The sequence below is a fragment of the Bacillus sp. 2D03 genome (genome assembly GCF_003946765.1).
In the GTDB taxonomy this organism is placed as follows: Bacteria; Bacillota; Bacilli; order Bacillales; family Bacillaceae_G; genus Bacillus_A; species Bacillus_A cereus.
In genome coordinates this window covers 79,703-105,790 of sequence record NZ_RPSJ01000001.1, presented here as the reverse complement: position 1 = coordinate 105,790, position 26,088 = coordinate 79,703, and the positions used below count along the sequence as shown (strand labels likewise).

Sequence of the window (26,088 nt, the reverse complement as noted above, 5' to 3'; positions counted from 1 at the left end):
CTCGTTATGATATATGGTATTCTATTGAAAATGTGAGAAGGAGTTAAAGTATGCCGTTTACATTTGCACATCCAGCAGCAGTTCTTCCTTTTGCGAAAAAACATTCTAAACATATTTCAGTAACGGCTCTTATATTAGGTAGTATGGCGCCTGACTTTGAATATTTTTTACACTTTAGACCGTATGGTGTAATTGGGCATACGTGGCTTGGATTCTTATATTTGAATTTACCACTTGTCTTCTTGTTAGCATACATATATCATTACATTTTAAAAAAGCCTTTTATAACGCATTTACCTAAACCGTTTGCTGGGTATTATACATATGTAGTAGACAAGCGGTGGGGGCTTCATACATGGAAGAATCTTTTTGTATTTTGTTATTTAGCATTATTCGGTATGTTAACGCATGTTGTTTGGGATGCATTCACTCATAAGACAGGCTATTTTGTTATGAAAATACCATTATTACAAAGAGAATGGTACGGTATCTCTGTTTATAAATATATGCAACATGGAAGTACATGTATTGGTGTTCTATTATTAGTATACGTTTTATGGAAGTATAGAAATGAAATGGGTAAAGATCGTATTTTAGCTTCGGAAAAAAGAAAGTATTGGGTTTCAGTAATTGTTGTAGCAACTATTATATTTATCGTGCACGCGTTCCTAGATCCCTATTTTCATATTTTCCAAATTGGAGGTATAATAGTATCTGGACTGACAAGTTCATTTTGTGGACTTGTCATTGTTTCTATAGTTTACAAAGCCAGGGACTAATTTTATATTCATGAATGATAGCGTTAGGAGAAATGAAATGATGAAAGCATGGAAAAGTATTTTTGTTTTATGTAGTTTTCTTCTTATGTTAAGTGGTTGCTTCCATCAAGAAGAAAAGAAAGCTGAACCAAAGAAGAAAGAATCTATTCCTGAAACAAAAGAATATGGTGGGCGTGAGCTGAAAAAAGTAGGACAAAAAGTGAAAGAAACAGGATGGGGTACTTTCAAGTTAGAGCAGATGCATTCTGTGAATCAAACATTTGAAGTAGCGCCAATGAAAATTCACGTACAAGATGTGAAAGTAATTTCTTTATCACAGATGAGTGAAAAGGCAAAAAAAACATTGAAAGTATACACGGCACTAACTCCTGAAGAAGTAAAACGGAGATTAGGGGATAAAGTAAGCCAAGAAGATGCAGAATTGTATGCATCGCTAAGTGGAACAGAGATTAGTAATACAATTCGTTACGTTGAGATTACATATAAAGTGGAGAATAGCGGAAATAAAAATATGCAATTTTTCTCTATGAATGATGTTATGATTAATGGTAAGCAACATTTTAAAGTAGCCACTCAAAACTTTTTATATGACGAAGATACGTTAGTTGGTACAAAAAATGTATCAAGAGAAGACTATAAGCCTGGTGAAACAAGAGATGGTATTATTGGTTTAATACTTGACGATGGAAAAGACAAGGTAAAGGATATTCAGTTTACAACTGATGATTTACTTGCAGGGGATTCAGAAACACAAGATGTTGTAAAAGAGCCACAAACGTTTAACATCTCACTAAAATAATGTAAGACAAAACAGTCAGCATTCAAATATTATGCTGACTGTTTTTTTATTTCTTTTATGTATGAATCTACATTTTGAAAAGGCACCTTAATTTTAAACGCATCTTTTTGTTCATTAAATTGCTTTTCATTGTAGGGACCGAAACGTTTATTGTGCTTTACGTCAATAATCCAATAATGTTCACTTTTTTTATTTGCAATTGCTGCGTCAGGGTTATTCGGATCTGATTTTTCCTCGGTTTGTTTTGCAATAATGTATTTATCATCCCAAGCAATGTCTGTAATTTTTGCAGGGATGTATTGTGTGGCATATACAGCATCTTGCGAGGGGAAAAGTTCAAATGCATTTCCAGAAGTACGTATGAGTTCGTATTCATCGTTAACCGTATAAGTTAAGTGACCTGTGTTTCCTGCACAACCAGTTAATAGGAAGGCGACGAATAGGATTATCCATTTTTTCAATATGGGAACCTCCTTTATAATGCTATTGTAACAAATTGTACAAGAAAAGTAAGAGAAACGCTAGTTTACAATGTTTTTTAGAAGTGGTACGATGAGACGGGTAAAGAAGGATATGAAGGAGTCGACATAAAATGAAGTTAAAGATGCATCGTCCAGCGCTTGTAATGAATCGCATAGGTGCTTCCCTAATTGACATGTTTTTAATCTCGGTTATGTATGGTGCAGTAGTAGCTGTTATGACCGGAAACTATAGTGCTATGTTTAAGCGCTTTAATATAAGCTTAGGTGATTTTAGATATGATTTCGCAGTAGTTTTTATATTAATGGCGATATATTTTATTGTGTTACCCTTTATTTGGAACGGTGTTACACTTGGAAAAAAGGTAACGAGAATAAAATTAATTTCATTGAAGAGTGAAAAGCTAACGTTGCAAACATTAATTATAAGATTTTTTGTAGTGTTATTACCGAACGTATTGCTATTAGGAATTCCATTAATATGTAATATATATATGATGTTGTTCCGCAAAGATAATTGTGGTTTTCAGGATTTAATTACAAAAACGAAAGTAATAAGTCTTGTATAATGAAAAAAAGACCTTTTTATACATAAAATAAGAAGGTCTTTTTTTTGTTATACAAATACCATTTATGTAATAATATCATTTTTATTTTTAATAGATTGAAAATTTAGAAAATGTTATAATGATTAAAATAATATCTTTATATAATAAGGGGGAGATTAAAATGACTGGAGGTAGTGTAATCTTTTGGGGGATTTTAATTTTCATCGGTTTAGTTTTCGATCAGCGTAATAGTAAGAAAAAAGAAGGATAAAAAGTAAACGTTTACAAATGAAATAGCAATTTTTCTTGCTTGCAGATTAATCTTATAAAGGAGTATACTGAATGACGGTAAGACTTATAGAAGGGGTAATGAAAATGAAGCTTGCAGGAAAAGTTGCTATCGTAACTGGCGGTGGCATCGGTATTGGACGTAATACAGCTCTTTTGTTGGCTAAACAAGGCGCAAAAGTTATTGTGACGGACATTGATCAAGAGAGTGGACAAGCAACAGTGGAGGAAATTATGAATCTAGGCGGAGAGGCACTTTTTGTATCCTATGATATGGGAAAGCAAGGAGATTGGCAACGCGTTATTAGCATTACTTTGAATGCATTCAGTCGCATTGATATGCTTTTTCAAAATGCAGGTTTATATAAAATAGATTCTATTTTTTCTCGCCAACAAGAGAACGATTCCAATGTACTTTGTATTAATGACGTTTGGATAGAGATAAAACAATTAACGTCATCTTTTATGAAACAGCAAGAAGAAGTGGTGCTTAGTGATTTACCGATTTTCGGTATTATTAGCACGAAAGGACAATCATTTCATACAGTAGAAGCCCTAGTATAATAATGAAAACCGCCCTCAATATATGTGGACGGTTTTTTGTATGTGTATAGTAAAGATAAATTTTTTAGCGAATACGTTGTTCAGTTTGGTTATCAAAGAAATGCGCTTTATTCATATCAAATGCTAATTTAATTTGGTCACCAGGTGAAAACGTATGTCTTGCATCTACACGTGCCGCAAAATCTTGATTCCCAAGTTTCATATATAAAATGGATTCAGCACCTAATAACTCAGCGACTTCAATTTTTGTTGTGAAGGCAGTAGATTGTGAAGCTTCTAAAAATAGTAGTTCATCATGAATGTCCTCTGGACGAATACCTAAAACAATTTCCTTATTTACATAGCCTTGTTCACGTAGCATCTTCATTTTTCCTTCAGATACTTTAATTTTTATAGTATTGTCTATAACGAAATCGGTTTCAGTCAATTTACCACGGAAGAAGTTCATAGCTGGTGAGCCGATAAATCCACCCACGAAAATGTTTTCTGGTGTTTCATATACTTCTTTTGGAGTTCCAATTTGTTGGATTTTTCCATCCTTCATAACGACAAGACGCGAAGCCATAGTCATTGCTTCTGTTTGATCATGTGTTACATAAATTGTTGTTGTTCCAAGACGATGATGTAGCTTAGAAATTTCTGAGCGCATTGCAACACGGAGTTTAGCATCTAAGTTTGATAATGGTTCATCCATTAAGAAAACTTTTGCATCTCGAACGATTGCTCTACCTAAAGCAACACGTTGGCGCTGTCCACCTGATAATGCTTTCGGTTTTCTATCTAAATATTGTTCAAGTCCTAAAATTTTTGCTGCATCTTTCACACGACGATCGATTTCATCTTTTGGTATTTTTCGAAGTTTTAATCCAAATGCCATATTATCATATACACTCATATGTGGATAAAGAGCGTAGTTTTGGAATACCATAGCGATATCTCGATCTTTTGGAGGAACATCATTCATTAGTTTACCATCAATTGAAAACTCGCCTTTTGAAATATCTTCAAGTCCAGCTACCATTCGTAATGTTGTAGATTTTCCGCATCCAGAAGGACCGACAAATACAATAAATTCTTTATCTTGAATGTGTAAATTAAAATCAGTTACAGCTGTTACGTTATTATCATATATTTTATAAATGTTTTCTAATTTAAGTTCTGCCATGGTATTTCCCCCTAGAAATAATTATGCAAACGTTTTCTTTGAGTTCATTATAAACGAATAGATTCAAAAAATAAATAAAAAAATAAAACGTTTTCATTTATTGGAGATTTATTAGTGGTTTTCATATGTTTTCTTAGAAAAAGAACAATAAAAATTGTAAGCGCTATTTTAAATTGAGATAGAATCTGTTATCATTCATTAATGAAAACGTTTGCGCCTTAAAAAAGAGAAAAATGAATGATGAATGAAATGGGGTAGCATAATGGAAAAACAATGGTGGAAAGAAAGTGTAGTATATCAAATTTATCCTCGTAGCTTTATGGATAGTAATGGTGATGGTATAGGAGATCTTCAAGGGATTATTTCAAAGCTAGATTACTTAAAAGAGTTAGGGATTGATGTGATTTGGTTATCACCAGTCTATGAATCTCCAAATGATGATAATGGTTATGATATAAGCGATTATTGTAAAATTATGAACGAGTTCGGAACAATGGAAGATTGGGATGAGCTATTACATGAAATGCATGAACGTAATATGAAACTTATGATGGACTTAGTTGTTAATCATACTTCGGATGAACATAATTGGTTTATTGAATCACGTAAATCAAAAGATAATAAATATAGAGATTACTATATATGGCGCCCTGGAAAAGAAGGAAAAGAGCCGAATAACTGGGGAGCAGCGTTTAGTGGATCAGCATGGCAGTATGATGAAATGACAGATGAATATTATTTACATCTGTTTTCTAAAAAACAGCCAGATTTAAATTGGGATAATGAAAAGGTAAGACAAGATGTTTATGAAATGATGAAGTTTTGGTTAGAAAAAGGAATTGATGGCTTCCGTATGGATGTTATTAATTTTATTTCTAAAGAAGAGGGATTACCAGCTGTTGAAACAGAAGAAGAGGGGTATGTTTCAGGTCATAAGCATTTTATGAACGGTCCAAACATTCATAAATATTTACATGAAATGAATGAGGAAGTATTATCGCATTATGATATTATGACGGTTGGTGAAATGCCTGGTGTAACGACAGAAGAAGCGAAATTGTATACTGGAGAAGAACGAAAAGAGTTGCAAATGGTATTCCAATTTGAACATATGGATTTAGATTCAGGAGAAGGTGGAAAGTGGGATGTAAAACCATGCTCACTTCTTACTTTAAAAGAGAATTTAACAAAGTGGCAAAAAGCATTAGAGCATACCGGATGGAATAGCCTTTATTGGAATAATCATGATCAGCCTCGCGTTGTATCTCGTTTTGGTAATGATGGAATGTATCGCATTGAATCAGCAAAAATGTTAGCGACAGTTCTTCATATGATGAAAGGAACGCCATATATTTATCAAGGAGAGGAAATTGGAATGACGAACGTTCGATTCCAATCAATTGATGAATATCGAGATATTGAAACGTTAAATATGTATAAAGAAAAAGTGATAGACCATGGTGAAGATATAGAAAAAGTAATGGAATCTATTTATATAAAGGGTCGTGATAATGCTAGAACTCCGATGCAGTGGAATGATCAGAATCACGCTGGATTTACAAAAGGTGAACCTTGGATTACTGTAAATCCTAACTATAAAGAGATTAATGTGAAACAAGCAATCCAAGATGAAGGTTCAATTTTTTATTACTATAAGAAATTAATTGAACTACGCAAAAATAATGAAATAGTTGTGTATGGATCATATGATTTAATATTAGATAATGACCCTTCTATTTTTGCTTATGTAAGAACATATGGAGATGAAAAACTACTTGTCATTGCAAACTTTACTGCGGATGAAAGTGTATTTGAAATGCCTAAGGATATTAGTTATAGTGAATCAGAGTTATTTATACACAATTACGATGTAGAAATCGGATCAATAGATAACATTCCATTACGTCCGTATGAAGCGATAGTGTTCAAATTGAAATAAGAAAAAGCCTTATGCCATTTCAAACTTGGCATAAGGCTTTTTTGGATTACCATTTTAATATGGAGAATCCATATGGAGGAAGTGTAACTTGTAATACACTTGCTTCCGCTGAAAATTCTTCGTTTGTATAAATGTTAATTATTTTCTTACCAGTAACATGAAGAGGGAGTGAAACTGTAACTTCACTATTAGTAGGGTTTAAAACGAAAAAGATAGTTTCATCCTCATATGTTTTCGTATAAGAAATATAATTATGTTCATCATTTGCTTCGATGAATTGAAAAGTACCATGTCCTCCAAATGCTTTATGTTGTTTACGTAATAAAATCAATGTTTGTATATGGGTAAATAATGCATGATCTTGTTCCTTAGTATCCCAAATCATACATTTACGGCAATCAGGGTCCATGCCGCCATCCATACCAATTTCATCCCCGTAATAAATACAAGGAGAGCCGATGAAAGAAAGATGGAATACATAGAGCAATTTCAACTTATTTTTATCTCCGTTGCATGTTGTTAAAATTCTTGGAGTATCATGGCTGTCTAATAAATGAAATGCTGCTTCATTTACATTCATAGAGTAGGAATGTAGAGATTCTGTAATTTGCTTCATGAATTCACTTGCTTTAATGGAATCGTTAGCAAAGTAAGAAAGTAGAGCATTTGTAACAGGATAGCTCATGACAGCATCAAATTGATCGCCTTGTAGCCACGGAAGGGCATCGTGCCAAATTTCTCCCAAAATATATACTTCAGGATTTAGTGTCTTTATTTCAGTTCGGAATTCTCTCCAAAAGTTGTGATCGACTTCATTGGCGACATCAAGGCGCCAGCCATCTATATTGAATTCTCGTACCCAATAACGTCCTACTTCAAGTAAGTATTCTTTTACATCTGGATGAGCTGTATTTAATTTAGGCATATACGGTGTAAAGGCGAAAGTATCATAATTTGGAAGTGGTTCGGTTATAATCGGAAATTCATGAATGTGGAACCACTCTTTATATGCGGACTTCTCACCATTCTCTAGTACGTCTTGAAATTTCTCGAAAAAGTATCCACTATGATTAAACACAGCATCGAGCATTACTTTTATACCGTGCTTATGACATTCTTCAACGAGCTCTTTAAAAGTTTCTTTCGTCCCAAATTGTGGGTCAATTTCCATATAGTCAATTGTGTCATATTTATGGTTTGAATGAGCTTTGAAAATAGGTGTGAAATATATTCCGGAAATGCCAAGCTTAACAAGGTAATCAAGGTTTTGAATAACACCAGAAAAATCTCCGCCGAAAAAATTAGTTGGAGTTGGATTCGCACTTCCCCAAGGAAGGGTGTTTTCTGGATTCAGCGTACTATCGCCATTAGCGAATCGCTCAGGGAAAATCTGATACCAAATGGTGTCTTTAATCCAAGGTGGTGCTTTGAATACATCATCTGCATGAATAAATGGAAAACAGAAAAAGTTACCAACATCATCATTTGGAATGCTAGAAAAGAATCCTCGCTCTGCATAAATAAGAGTGTCTGTTTCAGATTTTAATTCAAACCCATAACGTAAGCGCTTAAATTTTGGTTCGATTGCAATGGACCAATAATCAAATAATGCAGTAGAACCCGTTTTTTTCATGGGTGTACTTGCTGATATCCATTTCCCGTCTTTCCATTCGTAAGGATCACCGTAAATAAGATCGGTGCTTTGAATATCATCTCTCTTAGTACGTACTCGGATGTGAATTGTTTGTTCATCATAAGCGTATGCATAATTATCTTTCGGCCTATGATAAATGGCTTCTTTAAACATATAGAAAATCCCCCTTCAATATCTCTATACATAGTATTCCCTTAAGTGTAATAATAAAGCCTGTATTGCAAACGATTGCCTTTCTTGTAGCTTTAATATTGCTTATAAGAGTAGTATTCATTTTATATAAAGTCAATGTATAAAGAGTATAATGACATAATTTTTAAATTAATATTTGCAAAATGAATAAAAGAATGTATAATGATAGACAAATAGCGCAAACGTTTTCATTGATTGAGATATTGTTTGCGCTTCAATTAAACTATTAAATGCAAACGTTTTCAGTTACTGAGGTACATAGACAATTTAGGGAGGTTTTTGGGATGAAGAAAGCATTATCATTATTAACGGTTTCAGCATTATCTATTGGTATGTTATCTGCATGTGGACCGAAAGATTCAGGGAAAAAAGAGGAAAGTAAAGCGAAAAAAGACTATGATCTTCTTGTTTGGGAAGATGATAAAAAAGGTGTTGGGTTAGAACCAGCAGTGAAAAGCTTTGAGGAAAAATATAAAGTAAAAGTAAAAGTTGTTGAAATGCAAATGACAGATCAAGTGAAGAAGTTACGCCTTGATGGGCCAGCGGGGACTGGACCAGATGTTGTAACATTGCCACACGATCAAATCGGAAATGCAGTAACAGAAGGTTTACTTTCTGAAGTGAAAGCAGATGATGCTGTAAAGAGTAAATTTACTAATTCATCAATAGAAGCACAGACATATAACGGAAAATTATATGGTTTACCAAAAGCAATTGAGACACCAGTCTTTATTTACAATAAAAAACTAATGCCAAAAGCGCCAGAAACGATGGACGAGCTGTTTAACTTCTCAAAAGAATTTACGAAAGATGGCAAGTACGGATTTTTAGCATTAGGAGATAACTTCTACTTTGCTAATGCATTCATGGCAGGTATGGGCGGTTATGTATTTGGTGAAAAAGATGGAAAGCCAAATGCAAGTGATGTTGGATTAAATAATAGCGGAGCAGTACAAGGTGCTGAATATCTTCAAAAATGGTACAAGGAAAAATTATTCCCAAAAGGTATTATCGGTGAATCAGGTGGGCCTGCTGCTGATGGACTATTCAATGAAGGAAAAGCAGCTTCTATCATGAATGGCCCATGGGCGTTCCAAGCAATGGAAAAGAACGGGATTGATTATGGCGTTGCTCCAATGCCGAAATTACCAAATGGTCAACCAATGAAAACGTTTGTTGGGGTTAAAGGATGGCATGTAACAAGTTTCTCTAAACAAAATGATTTAGCTACAAAATTCACTGAGTGGGTAACAAATGAAGAAAACGCAAAAATTCGATTTGAGAAAACAAAAGAAATTCCTCCAGTAAAATCAGTAATGGAAGATCCAATTATTAAAGATAACGAAGCTGCAAAAGCAGTTGCAACGCAATCTGAAAATGGAATTCCAATGCCAAACATTCCAGAAATGCAAGAAGTTTGGAAACCAGCTGGAGATGCGCTTCAATTAGTTGTTACAGATAAAGAGGCACCAAAAGCGGCGCTTGATAGTGCAGTGAAACAAATTAAAGGTAATATTGAGGCAAATCATAACAAGAAAAAATAAGGTGAAATTCGTGCCTCTAATATGAGAGGCACGAATTCTCTCCCTTCCATGTAGGAAGAAAAGAGGGGGAAGGAACATGCAAACATCTATGGAACCAGCAAATGGGTTAAACCATTCAAAGCATAGGAAAATGGCAACCATGTTATCAATCATTCCAGGCGTGGGCCAAATGTATAATAAACAATTTGTAAAAGGTCTTATTTTTCTAGTATTAACAGGTTCATTTATTGTAGCCTTTGCTGATTTATTAAATATGGGATTATGGGGTATTGTAACGCTTGGTACAGAAGTTCCACGTGACCATTCTGTCTTTCTATTAGTAGAAGGAATCTTGGCTCTTATCGTTATCGCTTTTGGGCTCGGCATATATGCATTTAACTTATATGATGCATACCAAAATGGAAAGAAACGTGATATTGGAACACCGTTAAATTCTGTAAAAGAGCAATACCGTAATTTGTTAGATCAAGGTTTTCCTTATTTAATGGTTTCACCAGGTTTTCTACTACTTATCTTTGTGGTCGTATTTCCAATCATCTTCGTAATTTTAATTGGATTTACAAACTATGATTTATATCATTCTCCTCCAGCTAAATTAGTAGATTGGGTGGGCTTTAAAAACTTTATTGATATTTTCACTTTACCGATGTGGAGAGAGACATTTGTAAGTGTATTCTCTTGGACTGTTATTTGGACATTCGTTGCAACAACATTACAAGTTGCACTTGGTATTTTCTTAGCGATTATCGTAAATCAGCCCGGTATTAAAGGAAAGGCGATTATTCGAACAATCTTCATTTTACCGTGGGCGGTTCCAGCATTCGTATCTATTCTTGTTTTCTCTGGTATGTTTAATGAAACATTCGGAGCGATTAACAATCAAGTATTAGCTTTATTCGGAATTGAAAAGATTGCTTGGATGACAGATCCATTTTGGGCGAAGATTGCTTTAATTATGATTCAAACGTGGCTTGGGTTCCCGTTTATCTTTGCGATGACAACAGGTATACTGCAATCGATTCCGGGAGAATTATATGAAGCGGCTACAGTAGATGGAGCGACAGCTTGGCAACAGTTTCGTAAAATTACATTGCCACTAGTGTTATACGCAACAGCGCCAATATTAATTACGCAATATACGTTTAACTTTAATAACTTTAGTATCATCTATCTATTCAACGGTGGAGGTCCTGCTGTAGCTGGACAAGACGCAGGTGGAACGGATATTTTAATTTCATGGATTTATAAGTTAACGATGACTTCAGCGCAGTACGGAAAAGCAGCAGCTCTTACAATGATATTATCGTTAATCGTTATTACAGTTGCGTTATGGCAATTTAAGAGAACAAAATCATTCCAAGAAGAGGATATGATGTAAATGAATATTAAAAGACAGAAGATGTTACGTCTCTCATTAAGTTATTTAGTTATTTTCGTAATGTGTGCCATCATTTTCTATCCGTTATTATGGATTATTGGCTCATCGTTTAATCCGGGTGATAGTTTATCTGGATCAAGTATTATTCCACAAAATGCAACGTTAGATCATTATCGTAAGTTATTAGATCTAGAGAATAGTAATTACTTACTATGGTATAAAAACACATTAAAAGTAAGTGTTTTAACGATGATTTTCTCAGTGTTAGCAATTAGTTTTACCGCTTATGCATTTTCGAGATATCGTTTTGTTGGAAGAAAAAATGGTTTATTAACATTTTTAATTCTGCAAATGATTCCAAACTTTGCAGCGTTAATTGCTCTATACGTATTAGCTCAATTAACAGGATTAATTGATACACACCTTGCATTAATTTTAATTTATGTAGGCGGGGCCATTCCGATGAATACATGGCTTATGAAAGGGTATTTTGATACGATTCCGAAAGAACTGGATGAATCAGCTCGTATGGATGGAGCAGGACATTTTCGTATTTTTTGGCAAATCATTATGCCACTTGCAAAGCCAATCGTAGCGGTTGTAGCGCTATTTACTTTCATTGGTCCATTTACAGATTTCATTTTAGCGAGTATTATTTTGCGAACACCAGAAAATTATACTTTAGCAGTTGGATTATATGAAATGGTTGCGAAGAAATTCGGTAATGAATTTACAACGTTTGCAGCGGGTTCTGTGCTAATTGCGATCCCAATTTCAATTTTATTCCTATCACTACAAAAATACTTTATTTCTGGTTTAACAGCTGGAGGTACAAAAGGATGAAAAATGGGACATTACGTCCCATTTTTCTTTTCATCTCCCTATAAATAAGTTTATAGGGAGATGAAAAGAGATTTGACATCACATGTGAAAAGAAGTGAAATAAATAGTATATTATAGTATAGGAAAAAATAGCTATATCCCTTACAATACATGAAGAGGGAGAATAGGATTAGTTTTGCAAGATATAAGAAATGAAAGTTTATGACTTGCAATGAGTGCGAGATAAAATATATGAAAAATGGCAGAGAAATGAGAGGAGGGGGATTTTTATGACAGTTACAATTAAAGATGTGGCGAAGCAAGCGAATGTTGCACCATCAACAGTTTCTCGTGTAATTGCTGATAATCCAAGTATAAGTGAAAAGACAAAGCGCCGTGTTAGGAAAGTGATGAGTGAATTAGGGTATCATCCCAATTTAAATGCGAGAAATCTTGCGAACCAAACGACGAAAACACTTGGTCTTGTTATGCCAAGTTCTGCAAGTAAAGCTTTTCAAAATCCATTTTTCCCAGAAGTTATAAGAGGGATTAGTTCATTTGCACACGTAGAAGGTTATGCGCTTTACATGTCGACAGGTGAAACGGAAGAAGAAATTTTTAATGGTGTCGTAAAGATGGTACAGGGACGCCAAATTGGTGGCATTATTCTTTTATATTCAAGGGAGAATGATCGGATTATTCAATATTTACATGAACAAAATTTCCCGTTTGTTTTAATAGGAAAACCATATGATCGAAAAGATGAAATTACATATGTAGATAATGACAATTATACAGCTGCAAGAGAAGTGGCAGAATATTTAATTTCATTAGGGCATAAGCAAATCGCGTTCATTGGTGGTGGATCAGATTTACTTGTAACGAGAGATCGTTTAGCTGGTATGAGTGATGCCTTGAAATTAGCAGACATTGTATTACCAAAAGAATATATTTTACATTTTGATTTTTCGAGGGAAAGTGGTCAACAAGCTGTTGAGGAATTAATGGGACTGCAGCAACCGCCGACGGCAATTATGGCAACGGATGACTTAATTGGACTTGGTGTGTTAAGTGCTCTTTCTAAAAAAGGATTCATTGTACCGAAAGATGTTTCTATTGTAAGCTTTAATAATGCTTTATTATCAGAAATTGCGAGCCCGCCACTTTCGACAGTTGATGTGAATATTTATCAGCTAGGATATGAGGCAGCAAAAGCTTTAGTTGATAAAGTAGAGAATGCAGAATCCACTGCAAAGTGTATCATTATTCCTCATAAATTACTAAAACGTCAAACTTGTGATCATTATGCATAAAAAAAGCTAAGAGTTTAACTCTTAGCTTTTTTTATTAGAAAGGCTTCTAATCGGTCGCAGCCTTCTTTTAAAGTTTCAATACTATATGCATAGGACAAGCGGAGGTAGCCTTCACCGTATTCAGAGAATGCTGTTCCAGGAACTACAGCTAGTCCAGCTTCTTTGACAAGATCAAGTGCAAAATCAAATGATGAAGATGTCAAATGACCAACATATGGGAATAAGTAAAATGCACCTGTTGGCTTTTCAACTGTTAATCCCATTTGAGTGAGTCTATTATATACGTAATCACGGCGTTTTTTATATTGGTGGCGCATCATTTTGGGTGCGTCTTTAGCCGCTGTTAATGCTTCAATTGCAGCGTATTGAGCGATTGAAGTAGCACACGTTACATTGTATTGATGAACTTTTAATATGTGTCCTGCTAAATAGCTTGGTGCAAATAAAAGTCCAACACGCCAGCCAGTCATAGAATGTGATTTAGATAAACCGTTAATGACAATTGTCTTTTCACGCATTTCTGGGAAATGAGCGATAGATGTATGCTTTTGTTCATACACAAGCTCGCTATAAATTTCATCTGAAAGGACGAAAATATTTTTATCTTTTAAAACATCTACAATATCTTTTAATTCTTCTGTGGATAAAGTTACACCAGTTGGGTTAGAAGGATATGGTAGTACGATACATCTTGTTTTTTCTGTAATAGCATTTTTTAGCGCGTCAGCTGTTAAACGGAATCCAGTTTCACGAACATCTACAAAAATGGGCGTTGCACCGCATAATCGAATAATAGGTTCGTAACCTGGATAAATAGGAGCAGGTAAAATTACTTCTGTTCCTGGCTCTAAAATCGTTCGGAATGCAACATCAATTGCTTCGCTAGCACCAATTGTAACGATGGTTTCGTTTTCAGGTGAGTAATGTAAATCGTAGTTATCTTTTACGAAGTTACAAGCTGCCTTACGTAATTCTAGTAAACCAGCGTTATGTGTATAGCTTGTATAGTTTTCTGTAATAGCCCGTTTTGCCGCTTCTTTTACGAGAGAAGGTGTAGGGAAATCGGGTTGTCCGATTGTTAAAGAAATCAAATTATCATAGTTTTGAATCATGTTAGAGAATTGACGGATTCCAGAAATTTGGATATCCTTCACTCTAGGGTTAATGAATTGTTCCATTGTATCTCCCTTTCTTCCGTTTGAAAATTAAGTTCATTTTATCATATTTTCTATGATTGCGCTTTGTATATGTAATTTAGAAAGAGAGAGAAAAGAGAAAAAAAGTCGCTATAAGCGACTTTTTAATATCCGTATTCCCAATCTATTTCATCTTCATTCCAGAGTACAGAGGATACCTTGCCAAGGTGAACAACTGATTCGTTCACAGCACATGTACAATCTTCATCTCCTGCTTTATGCTGTAACTCTTCATATACTGATTTTTCAACATTTTCTAGAACAACCAAATTTTCTTCTTTTAAAACAAGCGTAGTACCCGCCATATTTATCTTCCTCCTACTAAAGTAATGATCACTTATTTGTAAACATAGATAGTATGGATTATATGCTGTATTTTGCTATAGTTGTCCGTCTAAAAAAGTATTTTTATATTTTCTTTGTAATCCGTATTCATTGTATACTGCACGAGGGAAATTTGGTACAGGGTTTACAATCATTTCGAAAATCTGTAACAATTATTATGAGTTGTTAACAAAGAATTAACAAATATGTTAAGAAAAATCAAAATTTTAAAACAAATACACCTATAAAATGATATAATCATATCAAAATACATATAGGGGATGAGAGGTTATGGAGCTTATCCGTGATTTGTTGATTCAAATTGCCATCATAATTTTGCCACTATTTTTATATGAAGCGATTCGTTTAAATCGCTATCAAGAAATGCCTCCGAAGCCAAATCGTTACTTTATTATGTTTTTATCTAGCGTTACGCTCGTTCTCTCCATGACATATTCTATTTGTTTTGGCAATGTGTGCGGGTATAACTTTCACCCAATTCCAATAGTCAGTGGGTTTTTATATGGTGGGAGTGTTGGTTTAATCCCAGCGGTTATTTTTGTTGCATATGAATGGTTACTAAAGGGAATGAGCTTTCTTCCGGTTGTAGAAGTAATATTTCTATTAATAGTTCCGCTATTTTTATCAAAGAAATGGTCTCTTTTTTCAAGGGATAAGAAATTAATTTTAGCATTTATGATTTCATCATTTTATGTGCTTGTTTCTTTAGTATTAGGCATGATTAATGTTCTTTTGGAAACAGGATTTACACCGTATATTTCGCAAATATATAGCGGATTTATATTTGCCTCGCTTATCATGGTCATGACAATGGTATTTCAGGTGTATTTAACTGAATATTTAAATGAAAATGCATTGCTACGTACAGAGATGCAAAAATCAGAAAAGCTTAATATTGTAAGTGAGTTAGCAGCAAGTGTGGCACATGAAGTTCGAAATCCACTAACTGTTGTTCGTGGGTTTATCCAATTACTAGAAAGTACGGAAGATGTGAAGAATAAGGATTATATGAGTCTCGTATTAGCTGAATTGGATCGGGCGGAACAAATTATTTCAGATTACTTAAATTTAGCAAGGCCGCAAATTGAGAAAAAAGAACACATTTGTTTATCAGCCCAATTAATAGAAATGACCACTCTCATGTCGTCATTTGCAGCGATGCAAGGTGTGTATTTACAAGTTGAAATTTCAGAAAGTCTTTATACGATTGGTGATAAGACAAAATTGAAGCAAGCTATTATGAATGTTGTTAAAAATGGTATTGAAGCAATTCAAGGAAATAAAGGATATTTAAAAGTAACAGCTATTCAAAAAGACGAAACAATCATAATAAGAGTTAAAGATAGTGGTGTTGGTATGACGAAAGAACAGTTAGCAAGGCTTGGGCAACCATATTATTCTTTAAAAGAAAAAGGGACAGGATTAGGGCTTATGGTAACATTTAGTATTTTACAAGCGCATAATGGTACATTGGAATATAAGAGTGAAAGTGGAAAAGGCACTGAAGCAATTATTATATTACCAGCTGTACAAAATAAGGAATAAAAGTTACCGATGGAAGGTAACTTTTTATTTTATATTGTTTATTCATTTGTTTTTTCTTGTTTTGCTCGGCTAAATAAACTTTTAAATGATTGAAAGAAGCTTTGCTCTTTTGAGGCAGCAACCATTCTTTTTGTTTCTTGAATTTCTCGAATAACTTGCATAAGCTGTGCATCACGGTTACTGTCCTTGTTATAAATTTGACTAACAAGTTTATTCATTTTTTCTTCCTGTTTGGATTCTCGTTTATACATATGATTCATTAATAAGTCCATCTTTTCTTTTTGCAGTGCATCTGTTTGAGCGGCGTGATCGACTAACTCTTGAAGCATTTTTTCTTGAGAGCCTTCTTTTACATAAACTTGTTGCATCAATTCGTCTAGTTTCTCATCCTTTAAACGATTTTGTGTAATTAGAGTAGAATTTTGATGAATAATTGCTTCATTTAATTGAGCTAGCATTTCAAGTTTTAACATGAACTCCTCAAAGTTACGCCCATCTTCTTTTTCTTTCGTTTGTATCTCTTGCTTATCTTGTATAACTGGTACAGGCGGGGCCTCTTTTTCTTTTAAAATAATCGGTATCGTTTCTGAAATATCTTCTTGTAATGTAGCAGCTCTTTCGTGTATAGATTTCAATAGTTTTAAATCATCAAGTTTATAAATACGAGCATCAGCTGTTTTGGAAATCATATAACCATGTTCCTCTAACAGCTGACTATATTTGCGAACTATATGTTTTGGGATGCCTGTTTTATTCGTGACATCTTTCGTTTTATAGGTAGCTTCCATCATATTTCCTCCCCAAAAAGTATCGTATATATCATTTCAATCTTTTATGAGGACTTCCTTTGAAAAAGAATGTCGGAAGGCTATTAGTTTTCTACAGCATTAGTGAAAAAATGAAAATTTTTGGCGGAATGGCAAGGAATAACTAAAATAATGTCTGAAAACATATACAGGAGAAGTTTGTTATAATAACGGAGGAAAAGAAACTGGTAGAAACATGGAGGTATACATGAAGCAATTAAAAGGTATTATCATTTCAATTATCGCAATTCTGTCTATTTTAGTGGCAGTTTATGAAGTACTTGTGCCAGAGGAAACAAGTGTAAAGAAAACAAATACGTATGATCAAGTGTTAGAATTTCCGAAAGAACGTTATCCAGAGACCGGAAAACATATTACGGATGCTATAAAAGAAGGGCATTCAGAAGTTTGTACAATCGATCGTGGTGGTGCTGCAGATAGAAGGAAATTGTCGTTAGCACCATATCCATCAAAAAAAGGGTATGATCGTGATGAATGGCCAATGGCGATGTGCAAGGAAGGCGGAAAAGGAGCACATATTGAATATATAAGTCCGGCGGATAACCGCGGAGCAGGCTCTTGGGTAGGGAATAAGTTAGATAAATATCCAGATGGTACGCGAGTAAAATTTGAAGTGAAGTAGTAGTTGTACATTTCATAATGAAGGAGAAGGGGAACTATGGAGTTAACGATTTCTTATTCGCAATTAATGTTGATGAACTATGACGGTGAGCAGCCTTATGTAGACTGGACTGATGAAGATTTTGAAAGAGGTTATGCTAAGGCAGATGGAACTGTTATTTTTGAAGCACTTTCAGATTATACTTGTGAAGTGAAAGTGACCCCAGGGAAACATATTGAAAAAGAAGAAGTAGTTAGAACGATTACGGTTCCTTTTACAGTTGAAAATGAAAGTATCGTTATAACGAGTATTCTTTCTAATAAATTTCAAATACCTATTCCAAATGGTGAGTATACAGTTGTATTACAAGCAATTCCTCTTGAAGAGCCAACGGATGATGAATTATATAAAATACAATACGAATTCTTTTTTGAAAGTAAAGAATAAAAAATGGGTTATCCTGAGAAAAGGATAACCCATTTTTGTTATGCGTTTGTTTTTAAAAGGGAACGAGCATCTTTCGCTGCTTGCACCATATGTTCTAAAGCTGGAATAACTTCTTCTGTTCTTCTCGTTTTTAAACCACAATCAGGATTAATCCAGAAATATTTAGGATCACATACTTCTAAAGATTGTTCTACGATTTTATACATTTCATCTTTACTCGGTACACGTGGGCTATGAATATCATATACACCTAGGCCGATGCCTTTTTCATATGTTGTATGTTTTAAAGTATCAATAAATTCTCCGTGACTTCTTGATGTTTCGATAGAAATTACATCTGCATCTAATGCGCGAATCGCGTCAACAATATCTTCGAAGTTACTGTAACACATATGAGTATGAATTTGTGTTTCATTTGCTACAGAAGAAGTTGCTAAAAGGAAGGATTGTACTGCCCATGTAATATAAGCATCCCAATCTTTTTCTTTTAGTGGCATTCCTTCACGAAGTGCGGGCTCATCGACTTGGATTACTCTAATTCCGGAAGATTCAAGTAGTTCAATTTCGTGACGAAGAGCTAGTGCAATTTGATACGAAACTTCTTTTCTTGGAATATCATTTCGAACGAAGGACCAATTTAAAATTGTAACAGGTCCGGTTAACATTCCTTTTACAACTTTCTCTGTTAAGCTTTGTGCATAAACTGTTTCCTTAATAGTCATGCCGTTAATAAAGGCTACATCACCATAAATAACAGGTGGTTTTACGCAGCGGGAACCGTAAGATTGTACCCAACCGTTTTTAGTGAATGAGAAACCAGCAAGGCGCTCACCAAAATATTCGACCATGTCAGTTCTTTCAAATTCACCATGTACAAGTACATCAAGCCCAATTTCTTCTTGGTAACGAATCCACTTTTCTGTCTCTTTTTCAATAAATTGTTCGTATTGTTCATTTGAGATAACACCGTTACGCCATTCTTTTCGCGTTTGACGAACTTCAGTTGTTTGCGGGAAGCTACCAATGGTCGTTGTTGGTAATAGCGGTAACTCCAGGGCAACTTGTTGTAATTCGTATCGTTTTTCAAATGGAAGAGGGCGTGAAAAATCTTCTTCTTTTAGTGCTGTTCGTGCTGCTTTGACATCTTCTCGGTTACGAGCAGCAGATGACCGAATTGTATGATGTACGTTTCGATATGTTTCCAGCTCATTATTAATGCTTTCTGTACCTTGAGTGAGAGCGGAATGAATAAGAACTAGCTCTTCTAATTTTTGATTTGCAAATGCTAACGCATCAAACAGCTCAGTCGATAAGTGAGTTTCTTCTGTTTTATCGATTGGTGTATGCAATAAGCTACAAGAAGGTTGAACGATGATATCTTTCGTTTGGACTTGTTTTTGTAACGTTGTAAATAACGCAAGTACTTCATCAAGGTCAGCTCTCCAAATGTTACGGCCGTCTATACAACCGACAGCTAAAGTTTTATCAGCTGGGAATCCATATTTTGAAATAGCATTTAAATTACCTTCTTTACCATGAATGAAATCTAATCCAATACCGGATACCGGGAATGTAATAATTTCTTCATAGTTTTCTTCTACGCTATCAAAATATGTTTGTAAAAGAAGAGTCGCATTTGGAACTTCTTTACGAATAGCTTCATAAATTTCTTTTGCTTGTTGAACTTCTTCTTTCGTTAAAGAAGCGAAAATCGGTTCATCAACTTGAATGGCTTGTGCCCCAGCTGCATGTAGTTCTGAAAGCAGTTGTACGTAAGGTGCAACTAACTGTTTTAAAATGGTGGGAAATTGTTGTTGTGTATAGCCTTTAGCTAATTTTAAGAAAGTATATGGTCCTAAAATAACAGGCTTTCCATCTACTCCTAATTCTTGTTTTGCCTCTTCGTATAAGCGAAGTGGACGATTATCTTTTAAAGAGATTTGTAATCCCTCTTCATATTCAGGAACGATATAGTGATAGTTTGTGTTAAACCATTTTGTCATTTCGGAAGCTACGTGATCTTTAGAGCCACGCGCCATTGCGAAATATACATCAAGGTAAGATGTAAACTCAGAAAAGCGTGATGGAATAAATCCTAGCATATAGGCAGTATCCAAAACGTGATCATAATATGTAAAGTCGCCAATTGGAATGAGTTCAATCCCTTTTTCTTGCTGTACTTTTACGTGTTGAAGGCGAATTTCTTTCATTGTTGTTAAAAATTGTTCTTCATCGATTTTATTGGACCAAAATGCTTCCAATGTTTTTTTCCACTCTCGTTGTAGTCCGATACGTGGATAACCTAAGTTACTTGTTTGAATTGCCATTTTAAATTCCTCCCTAATTGAAAGTAAGCATTTCCGTTTACTAGGAAATACCTATAACAAAAAGTACAAAGACATAGAAAATAAGCCTTCCTTTTTGTTTTAACACCTCATCATCATCCGTGAATCTATCAGTGTTGTTAAAACAGGCAGGTCTCCTGACTTATGCTTCATATAATTTCTTTCACCTTCCCGTTTTCACAGTGGTACTAAAAAGAAATCTCAGCATTTACAGTGGCGGGACCGTGTTGGAGTTTCACCAAGCTTCCCTTTTAAACACGAAACGAAACTTTCGTGTACCTATTTTCCTTTTGAAAGGAATTTAACAAGCGATATGATATTGAAACAAATTCTAACACAATTTTTGGAATTTTGTCTACTGTTTTGAAATAAGAAAATTCTAAAGTTTTTTATTTCTTATTATTCCGAATTTTTATTCTGAAGTAATTAATAATAGTACAGTATAAAAAGAGAAATTGAGCTATGAAAGAAGTAGGGATGTCTTCTTTCATAGCTCAATTTTCATCTATAGCAACTTCTGAAAGTCGGCCTGCTATAGCATCTTTAAGGAGAGTGTTTAGCCATTGTAATTCAACTGTAATATGCTCAATTACACTTTGCAAAATATATAGTTGTGCACGTGGAACCTTTCCTTTATTACAATCATATATCGTTTGCATAGTATGTAAATATTGAAGAGTATCGTTTTTCTTTTTTTCTAAAATAGGAACTAATTCGTGATCATTGCTAAAGTGAGCGAAAGATAAGGCTGAATAAATAGGTTTATATATTTGGTTTTTGGCTTCGAATTGTTTTAATAGTAAAGTGTGGAATAGTTTTTTGCCTTCTTCTGTTATATGAAAAATCGTTTTGTCAGGTCGATTTGTGTCTCTAATTACATTTGTAATATGAATTGCGCCTTGCTTTTCTAATTGCTCGAAGGCGTAATAAAGTGATCCTTTAGCATATTTAATGTAACAATCCATTTGTCGTTCTTTCATAATATGCTGCACTTCATATGGATGTTTATCTCCTTCGAGTAGCAAGCCGAGAATGACTAATTTCATGCTCATGCTGTCTCAACTCCTGTATATAAAAACTTTATCCAGTAAGATCCCCACCCAAAAATTCAGCGGAAGCAAAGAAGTTAGGTGGGGATTAACTGCCCGTAAAAGCCCGATTGGTGAGGGCTAATAATCAGTGGGGGATGAACACCCCCCACTGATTAAAGTTTCACTTTATACATATTATAAACGGCATATCCTTTTTCATAAAGGAATATGCCGCTTCTTTTTTATATTAACTAACTTGCTTTTGTTTTTCTTTCTTTTTAGGGCCTGTAAAGAGGCGTTCATTTCCCATAAGTAAAATACAAATAATACTTAGTACAGCCGGGATGAGTGCCCAGAAGAATGTATTCGCAATAGATGTAGCGAGAGCTTCTTTAATACCCGCTAATACTTCAGCAGGAATTTTTGCGGTAGCGCCTGGTGATAATAAGAAACTTGTGTCTCCGCCTTTTGGAGCTAACTTTGCTAGTTCAGGTGGGAATACAGAGTTTAGTTTATCTGTAAAAATATGATTTTGAATTGTACCGAAAATCGTTACACCAAGAGTCATACCGAGTGATCGGAAGAATGAGTTTGTTGATGTCGCCGAACCACGGTCCCGCATTTCCAACTTGTGAATAGAAGACATACTTAATACTGAGAATGAGAAGCCAACACCAAGCCCAGCGAGAATCATAAATAGTGTTACGAGTAAACGAGGTGTGTCCATTGTTAAAGTACTTAATAAATAAATACCAAGAACGAAGAAGACACCAGATACCATCATAATGTTACGATAGCTTGTTCGAGAAGCTAATTGTCCTCCTGTTTGACTTCCAATTACAGAACCAACCATCATTGGTGTTAAAATTAATCCAGCATTAGAGGCGGAACCTCCAAGAACGCCTTGAATGAAGATTGGAATATAAACTGTACAGATAATAAAAGCGGCACCATAGAAAAAGGCAACTCCTTGGCTAGCTGCGAATAAAGGTTTTTTAAATAGATGGAACGAAATAATAGGCTCGGTTGCTTTTCGTTCTACAAAGAAGAAAATAATAAGTGTAATAAATACTGTTGTAAATAAGCCAATAATTACAGTGGAATTCCAGGCATATTCTTTACCACCAAGTTCTAATGCGAACATTAAGCAAACGATACTTATGACAAGTGTAATAGCACCAGCCCAATCAATTTTTTGTTTTCTAAATTCTAGAGACTCACTGTAGTATTTAGTAATGAAGAAAAAGGAGATAAGTCCTAATGGAATATTAATATAGAAGACCCAATGCCAACTTATGTAGTCAGTAATATAAGCACCTAATAAAGGACCGAATACACTAGATGTCCCGAAAACAGCACCAAATAGCCCTGTCATCTTCCCGCGTTTTTCTGGTGGGAAGATATCATACATAATTGTGAAGGCGATAGGCATAAGGGCACCACCACCGATACCTTGAATAGCTCTATAAATACTTAATTGCTCAATACTTGAAGCTGTTCCGCAAAGAGCAGAACCGAATAAGAAAAGAATGAGGCCCCCAATATAAAAACGTTTCCGCCCGTACATATCAGAAAGTTTCCCGAAGATAGGCATCCCTGCCATTGTTGCTACCATATAAGCTGATGTGACCCAAACAAACTTATCAAATCCTCCTAGGTCTCCAACGATTGTTGCCATTGCGGTTGCAACGATTGTATTATCCATTGCGGCCATTAATATACCAAGCAGTAAACCAGCAACAACAAATTTTGTCTTGTTGGCGTCTTTTTTTAATGGTTGAGTTTCCAAATATAACCCTCCTTTAGAAATAAGTAAACTATATTAAGTTTTGAGTGCAGTGGATAAAAAATTTTAATGTATAGTTGATTTTAATTTCTTTTCCATAAGTGCACTGATATGCCATAAAGAATATTATAGTCAAATTTGACTATAAGGCAAACTTTTTCTTCCGTCAAAATATTCTTTCGTATGAGTAGAGAACGAGTGAGCCATACTGAATATTGCTATAAAGGAAATGAAGTAAATTGTAAAAAAATTTCATAAAGAACACTTTCTGTTAATAGATGAAAAATGGTTTTTTCTTCATATTGTCGAATAGGATAAAAGGAAGAGAAATATTAAAGATTGCTTGTAGCAAGCTTTAGTAATTTGGGGAATTCATTGTGTGTATGTTACATCTGAAATGAGGTGAATATATATTATGAAAATATGGGGACGAATTTCGGATACAGGAAAGTATTCAATACCGCTACAACCAGTATTGTGGATTGACGGATCGAAAAAGGAAAACGAATTTCCTCAAGTAGCCGTTACATTACAAATTGGTAGTATGTATACAGAACAATTTTCGTATGAATTGACCTACGATGTAAACGACATACTTATTATGCGAATTGAAGTGGAAAATAAAGGGGTAGAAATGATTTCGAGAGTCGTTGTAAGTCATATGATTCGAGATTACTTTGCTTATATTCCTAATTCTTTAAAAGTTGATAGGGGGATAAGTGAGTTTTTATTCCAGCTTGTTAGATGGCGAATTGATGAATTGTTACCGAATGAGAAGGTGGAACTACGTTGTAAAATAAAAGCTAATAAAGATAAAGCTCTTAAACAAACATTCTTTCAGGCTACATATACATTTCAAGATAAAGAGATATCATATGGCCCACTGCAAACAAATGAAGTTGTTGTGCGTCAATGATAAAAAGGAACCTGTACAAAAGGTTCCTTTTTTAGTGAAGGTTGTGTTTTTTGAGTATTTTTTTTTGCTCCATTCCTTTTTTTCCTACATAGTTATTTTTGTAGCCAAAGTATAGAATAAATAAAAATGAAACAACATTAACAATAGCGTCGATTTGATCGTTTGTAATAAAGTGTATGCCGAAAGAGGTAAATAATAATTTTAATGATAATAGAAAACCAGCTAGTAAACGCATAGCATCTGATAGATTCTCTTTTTGTAGCATATAGATTACTCCTTTCTATAAAAGTTATATATTATATATATGAAATAGAGTAGAAAAGGTATACAAGCTTAAGCAGAAATGTACATTGCATATGTACATTTTTTATTTTGTAGAAAAACATTATTGATATAGAAACATATATTGGTATAAAAGGGGGAAAAGTATGAAACATAAAGGGAAAATTAGTGGATTATTGCTTGGCAATACTGTGGCAGTTACAGAATGGATTGCACTTCAGGATGTAATTGCAAAACTGGATTCACGATCATTTTATACCGTCTTTATTATTTATATATTGCAAATGATACTAAGTTATTATTTTGGACATTGGTACGATAAAAGAGCGAATGAGCGTATGGGTATGGAAGTAGGAGGAATGGCAAGCAATGATTTTGTTGTTGATTTTTTTGGGAAAGTAGCTGCTTTATCTGAAAGAGATTCTCGTAATATTACAGTGTACATTCTTTCTGTAAAAGAATGGGGAGGATTAAAAGACACGTTGCAAGAAAAAAAGTTGGGAGTGTTAGTACAAAAATTAGAGAGTACAATTGTAAAGACAATTCGGAAGGGCGATGTTGTTACAAAGTGGGATGAAAATAAGTACGTTATTGTAGCAATTGATAATGGTCATGAAACATCAACAATAACAAAACGATTAATGAAAAATATTGAAAGTGAAATAGAAGGTGATTTACTCAGTGTCACTCTTTTATTTGGAGCAGCTAGCTATCCAGTAGAAGGAAAAACGTTTGAAGAACTGTTGAGAAAGTCGCAAAATCAATTGTACCAGTATAGAAATTTGCAAGAAAATGAGTGAAGCTTTGATTTGAAGATATATGATAGGAAGATGTTTTATTTGTAACATTTTTTTGACTTTTATTACAAAAAAACGCCACGTTTGTAATAAAAGTCTTTAAAAATATATGAAATAAGCATATAATTATGATGGTAGTGTCAATGCAATTTGCACAGTGTGTTTTATTTTAAAAGTGTAGAGGAAAGCAAGCTCTACACTTTTCCTTTTTAGGAAATGAAAAGAATATTTGTAAGTTGTTGCGAGATATCGATTGTACTGTGTAAAATGAACAAAGAGATTAATTGATAGAAAGCTGGAAAGGGAATGATAGACGTGAGAGCGGAGCGATCACCTTTTATCAGGTGAACTATTATAGTCTTATTAAGACTGAGGTGAAATTCCGTGGACATTAAAGTAATACATAGTGTGAACAGGCCTTAAAAAACACGAAGTAGTATACTTAAAGATGGATATGGAATTGCTAAATAATTCAAAAAGAATAATGTAATATCAAGTAATAATTT

25 protein-coding genes and 1 riboswitch are annotated in these 26,088 nt (G+C 34.3%); of the genes, 15 read left to right on the top strand and 10 right to left on the bottom strand.

Going from position 1 to position 26,088, the window contains the following annotated elements:
- The first annotated feature begins 50 nt into the window (after positions 1-50).
- Positions 51-779, top strand: coding sequence for a DUF4184 family protein (locus tag EBQ15_RS00640; protein WP_001116863.1), 729 nt, complete (start codon positions 51-53; stop codon positions 777-779).
- 37 nt (positions 780-816) lie between these two features.
- Positions 817-1,578: a hypothetical protein gene (locus tag EBQ15_RS00635; protein ID WP_000973894.1), complete on the top strand. Its 762-nt coding sequence runs from the start codon at positions 817-819 to the stop codon at positions 1,576-1,578.
- 29 nt (positions 1,579-1,607) lie between these two features.
- On the opposite strand, the gene EBQ15_RS00630 is transcribed toward EBQ15_RS00635, so the two are convergent.
- The gene (locus EBQ15_RS00630) at positions 1,608-2,039 is read right to left on the bottom strand and encodes a DUF3997 domain-containing protein (RefSeq protein WP_000758785.1); all 432 of its coding nucleotides are present in this window, start codon (positions 2,037-2,039) and stop codon (positions 1,608-1,610) included.
- Between the two features lie 131 nt (positions 2,040-2,170).
- Here EBQ15_RS00630 and EBQ15_RS00625 point away from each other — a divergent pair, with 131 nt between their 5' ends.
- The 3 genes from EBQ15_RS00625 to EBQ15_RS00615 all read left to right on the top strand — a co-directional run bounded on the left by EBQ15_RS00625 (position 2,171) and on the right by EBQ15_RS00615 (position 3,457).
- Complete coding sequence (locus EBQ15_RS00625; protein ID WP_000769095.1) at positions 2,171-2,626, top strand: RDD family protein; 456 nt, start codon at positions 2,171-2,173, stop codon at positions 2,624-2,626.
- 160 nt (positions 2,627-2,786) lie between these two features.
- The gene (locus EBQ15_RS00620; RefSeq protein ID WP_000145653.1) at positions 2,787-2,876 is read left to right on the top strand and encodes a hypothetical protein; all 90 of its coding nucleotides are present in this window, start codon (positions 2,787-2,789) and stop codon (positions 2,874-2,876) included.
- A gap of 71 nt (positions 2,877-2,947) precedes the next feature.
- Complete coding sequence (locus tag EBQ15_RS00615; protein WP_000218410.1) at positions 2,948-3,457, top strand: SDR family NAD(P)-dependent oxidoreductase; 510 nt, start codon at positions 2,948-2,950, stop codon at positions 3,455-3,457.
- Between the two features lie 64 nt (positions 3,458-3,521).
- On the opposite strand, the gene EBQ15_RS00610 is transcribed toward EBQ15_RS00615, so the two are convergent.
- Positions 3,522-4,622, bottom strand: coding sequence for an ABC transporter ATP-binding protein (locus EBQ15_RS00610; protein WP_000818931.1), 1,101 nt, complete (start codon positions 4,620-4,622; stop codon positions 3,522-3,524).
- A gap of 262 nt (positions 4,623-4,884) precedes the next feature.
- On the opposite strand from EBQ15_RS00610, the gene malL reads away from it, so the two are divergent.
- Positions 4,885-6,561 (top strand): oligo-1,6-glucosidase, encoded by a 1,677-nt coding sequence (gene malL, locus EBQ15_RS00605; RefSeq protein ID WP_000415178.1) that lies wholly within the window; start codon positions 4,885-4,887, stop codon positions 6,559-6,561.
- A 46-nt stretch (positions 6,562-6,607) separates the two neighbouring features.
- On the opposite strand, the gene EBQ15_RS00600 is transcribed toward malL, so the two are convergent.
- Entirely contained in the window at positions 6,608-8,368 is a 1,761-nt protein-coding gene (locus tag EBQ15_RS00600; RefSeq protein ID WP_000471788.1) for an alpha-glycosidase, read from the bottom strand.
- Between the two features lie 323 nt (positions 8,369-8,691).
- On the opposite strand from EBQ15_RS00600, the gene EBQ15_RS00595 reads away from it, so the two are divergent.
- The 4 genes from EBQ15_RS00595 to malR all read left to right on the top strand — a co-directional run bounded on the left by EBQ15_RS00595 (position 8,692) and on the right by malR (position 13,464).
- Positions 8,692-9,951, top strand: a complete 1,260-nt coding sequence (locus tag EBQ15_RS00595) for an extracellular solute-binding protein (protein WP_000709923.1) — start codon at positions 8,692-8,694, stop codon at positions 9,949-9,951.
- Between the two features lie 76 nt (positions 9,952-10,027).
- Positions 10,028-11,329, top strand: coding sequence for a maltosaccharide ABC transporter permease MalC (malC, locus tag EBQ15_RS00590; protein WP_001194993.1), 1,302 nt, complete (start codon positions 10,028-10,030; stop codon positions 11,327-11,329).
- Positions 11,330-12,172 carry a maltosaccharide ABC transporter permease MalD gene (gene malD / locus EBQ15_RS00585; RefSeq protein ID WP_001022608.1) on the top strand — a complete coding sequence of 281 codons (843 nt, stop codon included), beginning with the start codon at positions 11,330-11,332 and terminating at the stop codon, positions 12,170-12,172. It begins immediately after the preceding gene.
- Positions 12,173-12,441: 269 nt separating this feature from the next.
- Complete coding sequence (malR, locus tag EBQ15_RS00580; protein WP_000219051.1) at positions 12,442-13,464, top strand: maltose operon transcriptional repressor MalR; 1,023 nt, start codon at positions 12,442-12,444, stop codon at positions 13,462-13,464.
- Positions 13,465-13,478: 14 nt separating this feature from the next.
- On the opposite strand, the gene EBQ15_RS00575 is transcribed toward malR, so the two are convergent.
- Together EBQ15_RS00575 and EBQ15_RS00570 are read right to left on the bottom strand one after the other, a co-directional pair.
- Positions 13,479-14,642, bottom strand: coding sequence for an aminotransferase A (locus tag EBQ15_RS00575; RefSeq protein WP_000434574.1), 1,164 nt, complete (start codon positions 14,640-14,642; stop codon positions 13,479-13,481).
- A 122-nt stretch (positions 14,643-14,764) separates the two neighbouring features.
- Positions 14,765-14,965, bottom strand: coding sequence for a hypothetical protein (locus EBQ15_RS00570; protein ID WP_000929276.1), 201 nt, complete (start codon positions 14,963-14,965; stop codon positions 14,765-14,767).
- Positions 14,966-15,275: 310 nt separating this feature from the next.
- Between EBQ15_RS00570 and kinB the strand changes: the two genes are divergently transcribed.
- Positions 15,276-16,550 carry a sporulation sensor histidine kinase KinB gene (gene kinB / locus EBQ15_RS00565; protein WP_000420373.1) on the top strand — a complete coding sequence of 425 codons (1,275 nt, stop codon included), beginning with the start codon at positions 15,276-15,278 and terminating at the stop codon, positions 16,548-16,550.
- A 38-nt stretch (positions 16,551-16,588) separates the two neighbouring features.
- On the opposite strand, the gene EBQ15_RS00560 is transcribed toward kinB, so the two are convergent.
- Positions 16,589-17,338, bottom strand: coding sequence for a DUF3967 domain-containing protein (locus tag EBQ15_RS00560; RefSeq protein ID WP_000388471.1), 750 nt, complete (start codon positions 17,336-17,338; stop codon positions 16,589-16,591).
- 226 nt (positions 17,339-17,564) lie between these two features.
- On the opposite strand from EBQ15_RS00560, the gene nucA reads away from it, so the two are divergent.
- On the top strand, positions 17,565-17,999 hold the full coding sequence (gene nucA, locus EBQ15_RS00555; RefSeq protein WP_000811494.1) for a DNA-entry nuclease: 435 nt from the start codon (positions 17,565-17,567) through the stop codon (positions 17,997-17,999).
- 36 nt (positions 18,000-18,035) lie between these two features.
- Entirely contained in the window at positions 18,036-18,425 is a 390-nt protein-coding gene (gene comJ, locus EBQ15_RS00550) for a competence protein ComJ (RefSeq protein ID WP_000424030.1), read from the top strand.
- A 38-nt stretch (positions 18,426-18,463) separates the two neighbouring features.
- Here comJ and metE read toward each other — a convergent pair whose 3' ends face one another.
- From metE to EBQ15_RS00535, 3 genes are all read right to left on the bottom strand, one after another.
- Positions 18,464-20,752 (bottom strand): 5-methyltetrahydropteroyltriglutamate--homocysteine S-methyltransferase, encoded by a 2,289-nt coding sequence (metE, locus tag EBQ15_RS00545; RefSeq protein WP_001007614.1) that lies wholly within the window; start codon positions 20,750-20,752, stop codon positions 18,464-18,466.
- A gap of 128 nt (positions 20,753-20,880) precedes the next feature.
- A riboswitch (cobalamin riboswitch) is annotated at positions 20,881-21,068 on the bottom strand.
- Between the two features lie 196 nt (positions 21,069-21,264).
- Complete coding sequence (locus EBQ15_RS00540; protein WP_000062063.1) at positions 21,265-21,822, bottom strand: PadR family transcriptional regulator; 558 nt, start codon at positions 21,820-21,822, stop codon at positions 21,265-21,267.
- 226 nt (positions 21,823-22,048) lie between these two features.
- Complete coding sequence (locus tag EBQ15_RS00535) at positions 22,049-23,590, bottom strand: MDR family MFS transporter (RefSeq protein WP_000449899.1); 1,542 nt, start codon at positions 23,588-23,590, stop codon at positions 22,049-22,051.
- 412 nt (positions 23,591-24,002) lie between these two features.
- Between EBQ15_RS00535 and EBQ15_RS00530 the strand changes: the two genes are divergently transcribed.
- Positions 24,003-24,503, top strand: a complete 501-nt coding sequence (locus EBQ15_RS00530; RefSeq protein ID WP_000708122.1) for a hypothetical protein — start codon at positions 24,003-24,005, stop codon at positions 24,501-24,503.
- Between the two features lie 31 nt (positions 24,504-24,534).
- Here EBQ15_RS00530 and EBQ15_RS00525 read toward each other — a convergent pair whose 3' ends face one another.
- Positions 24,535-24,768 (bottom strand): SPP1 phage holin family protein, encoded by a 234-nt coding sequence (locus tag EBQ15_RS00525; protein WP_000939448.1) that lies wholly within the window; start codon positions 24,766-24,768, stop codon positions 24,535-24,537.
- Between the two features lie 163 nt (positions 24,769-24,931).
- Here EBQ15_RS00525 and EBQ15_RS00520 point away from each other — a divergent pair, with 163 nt between their 5' ends.
- On the top strand, positions 24,932-25,585 hold the full coding sequence (locus tag EBQ15_RS00520) for a diguanylate cyclase domain-containing protein (RefSeq protein ID WP_000680813.1): 654 nt from the start codon (positions 24,932-24,934) through the stop codon (positions 25,583-25,585).
- The last annotated feature ends 503 nt before the right edge of the window (positions 25,586-26,088 follow it).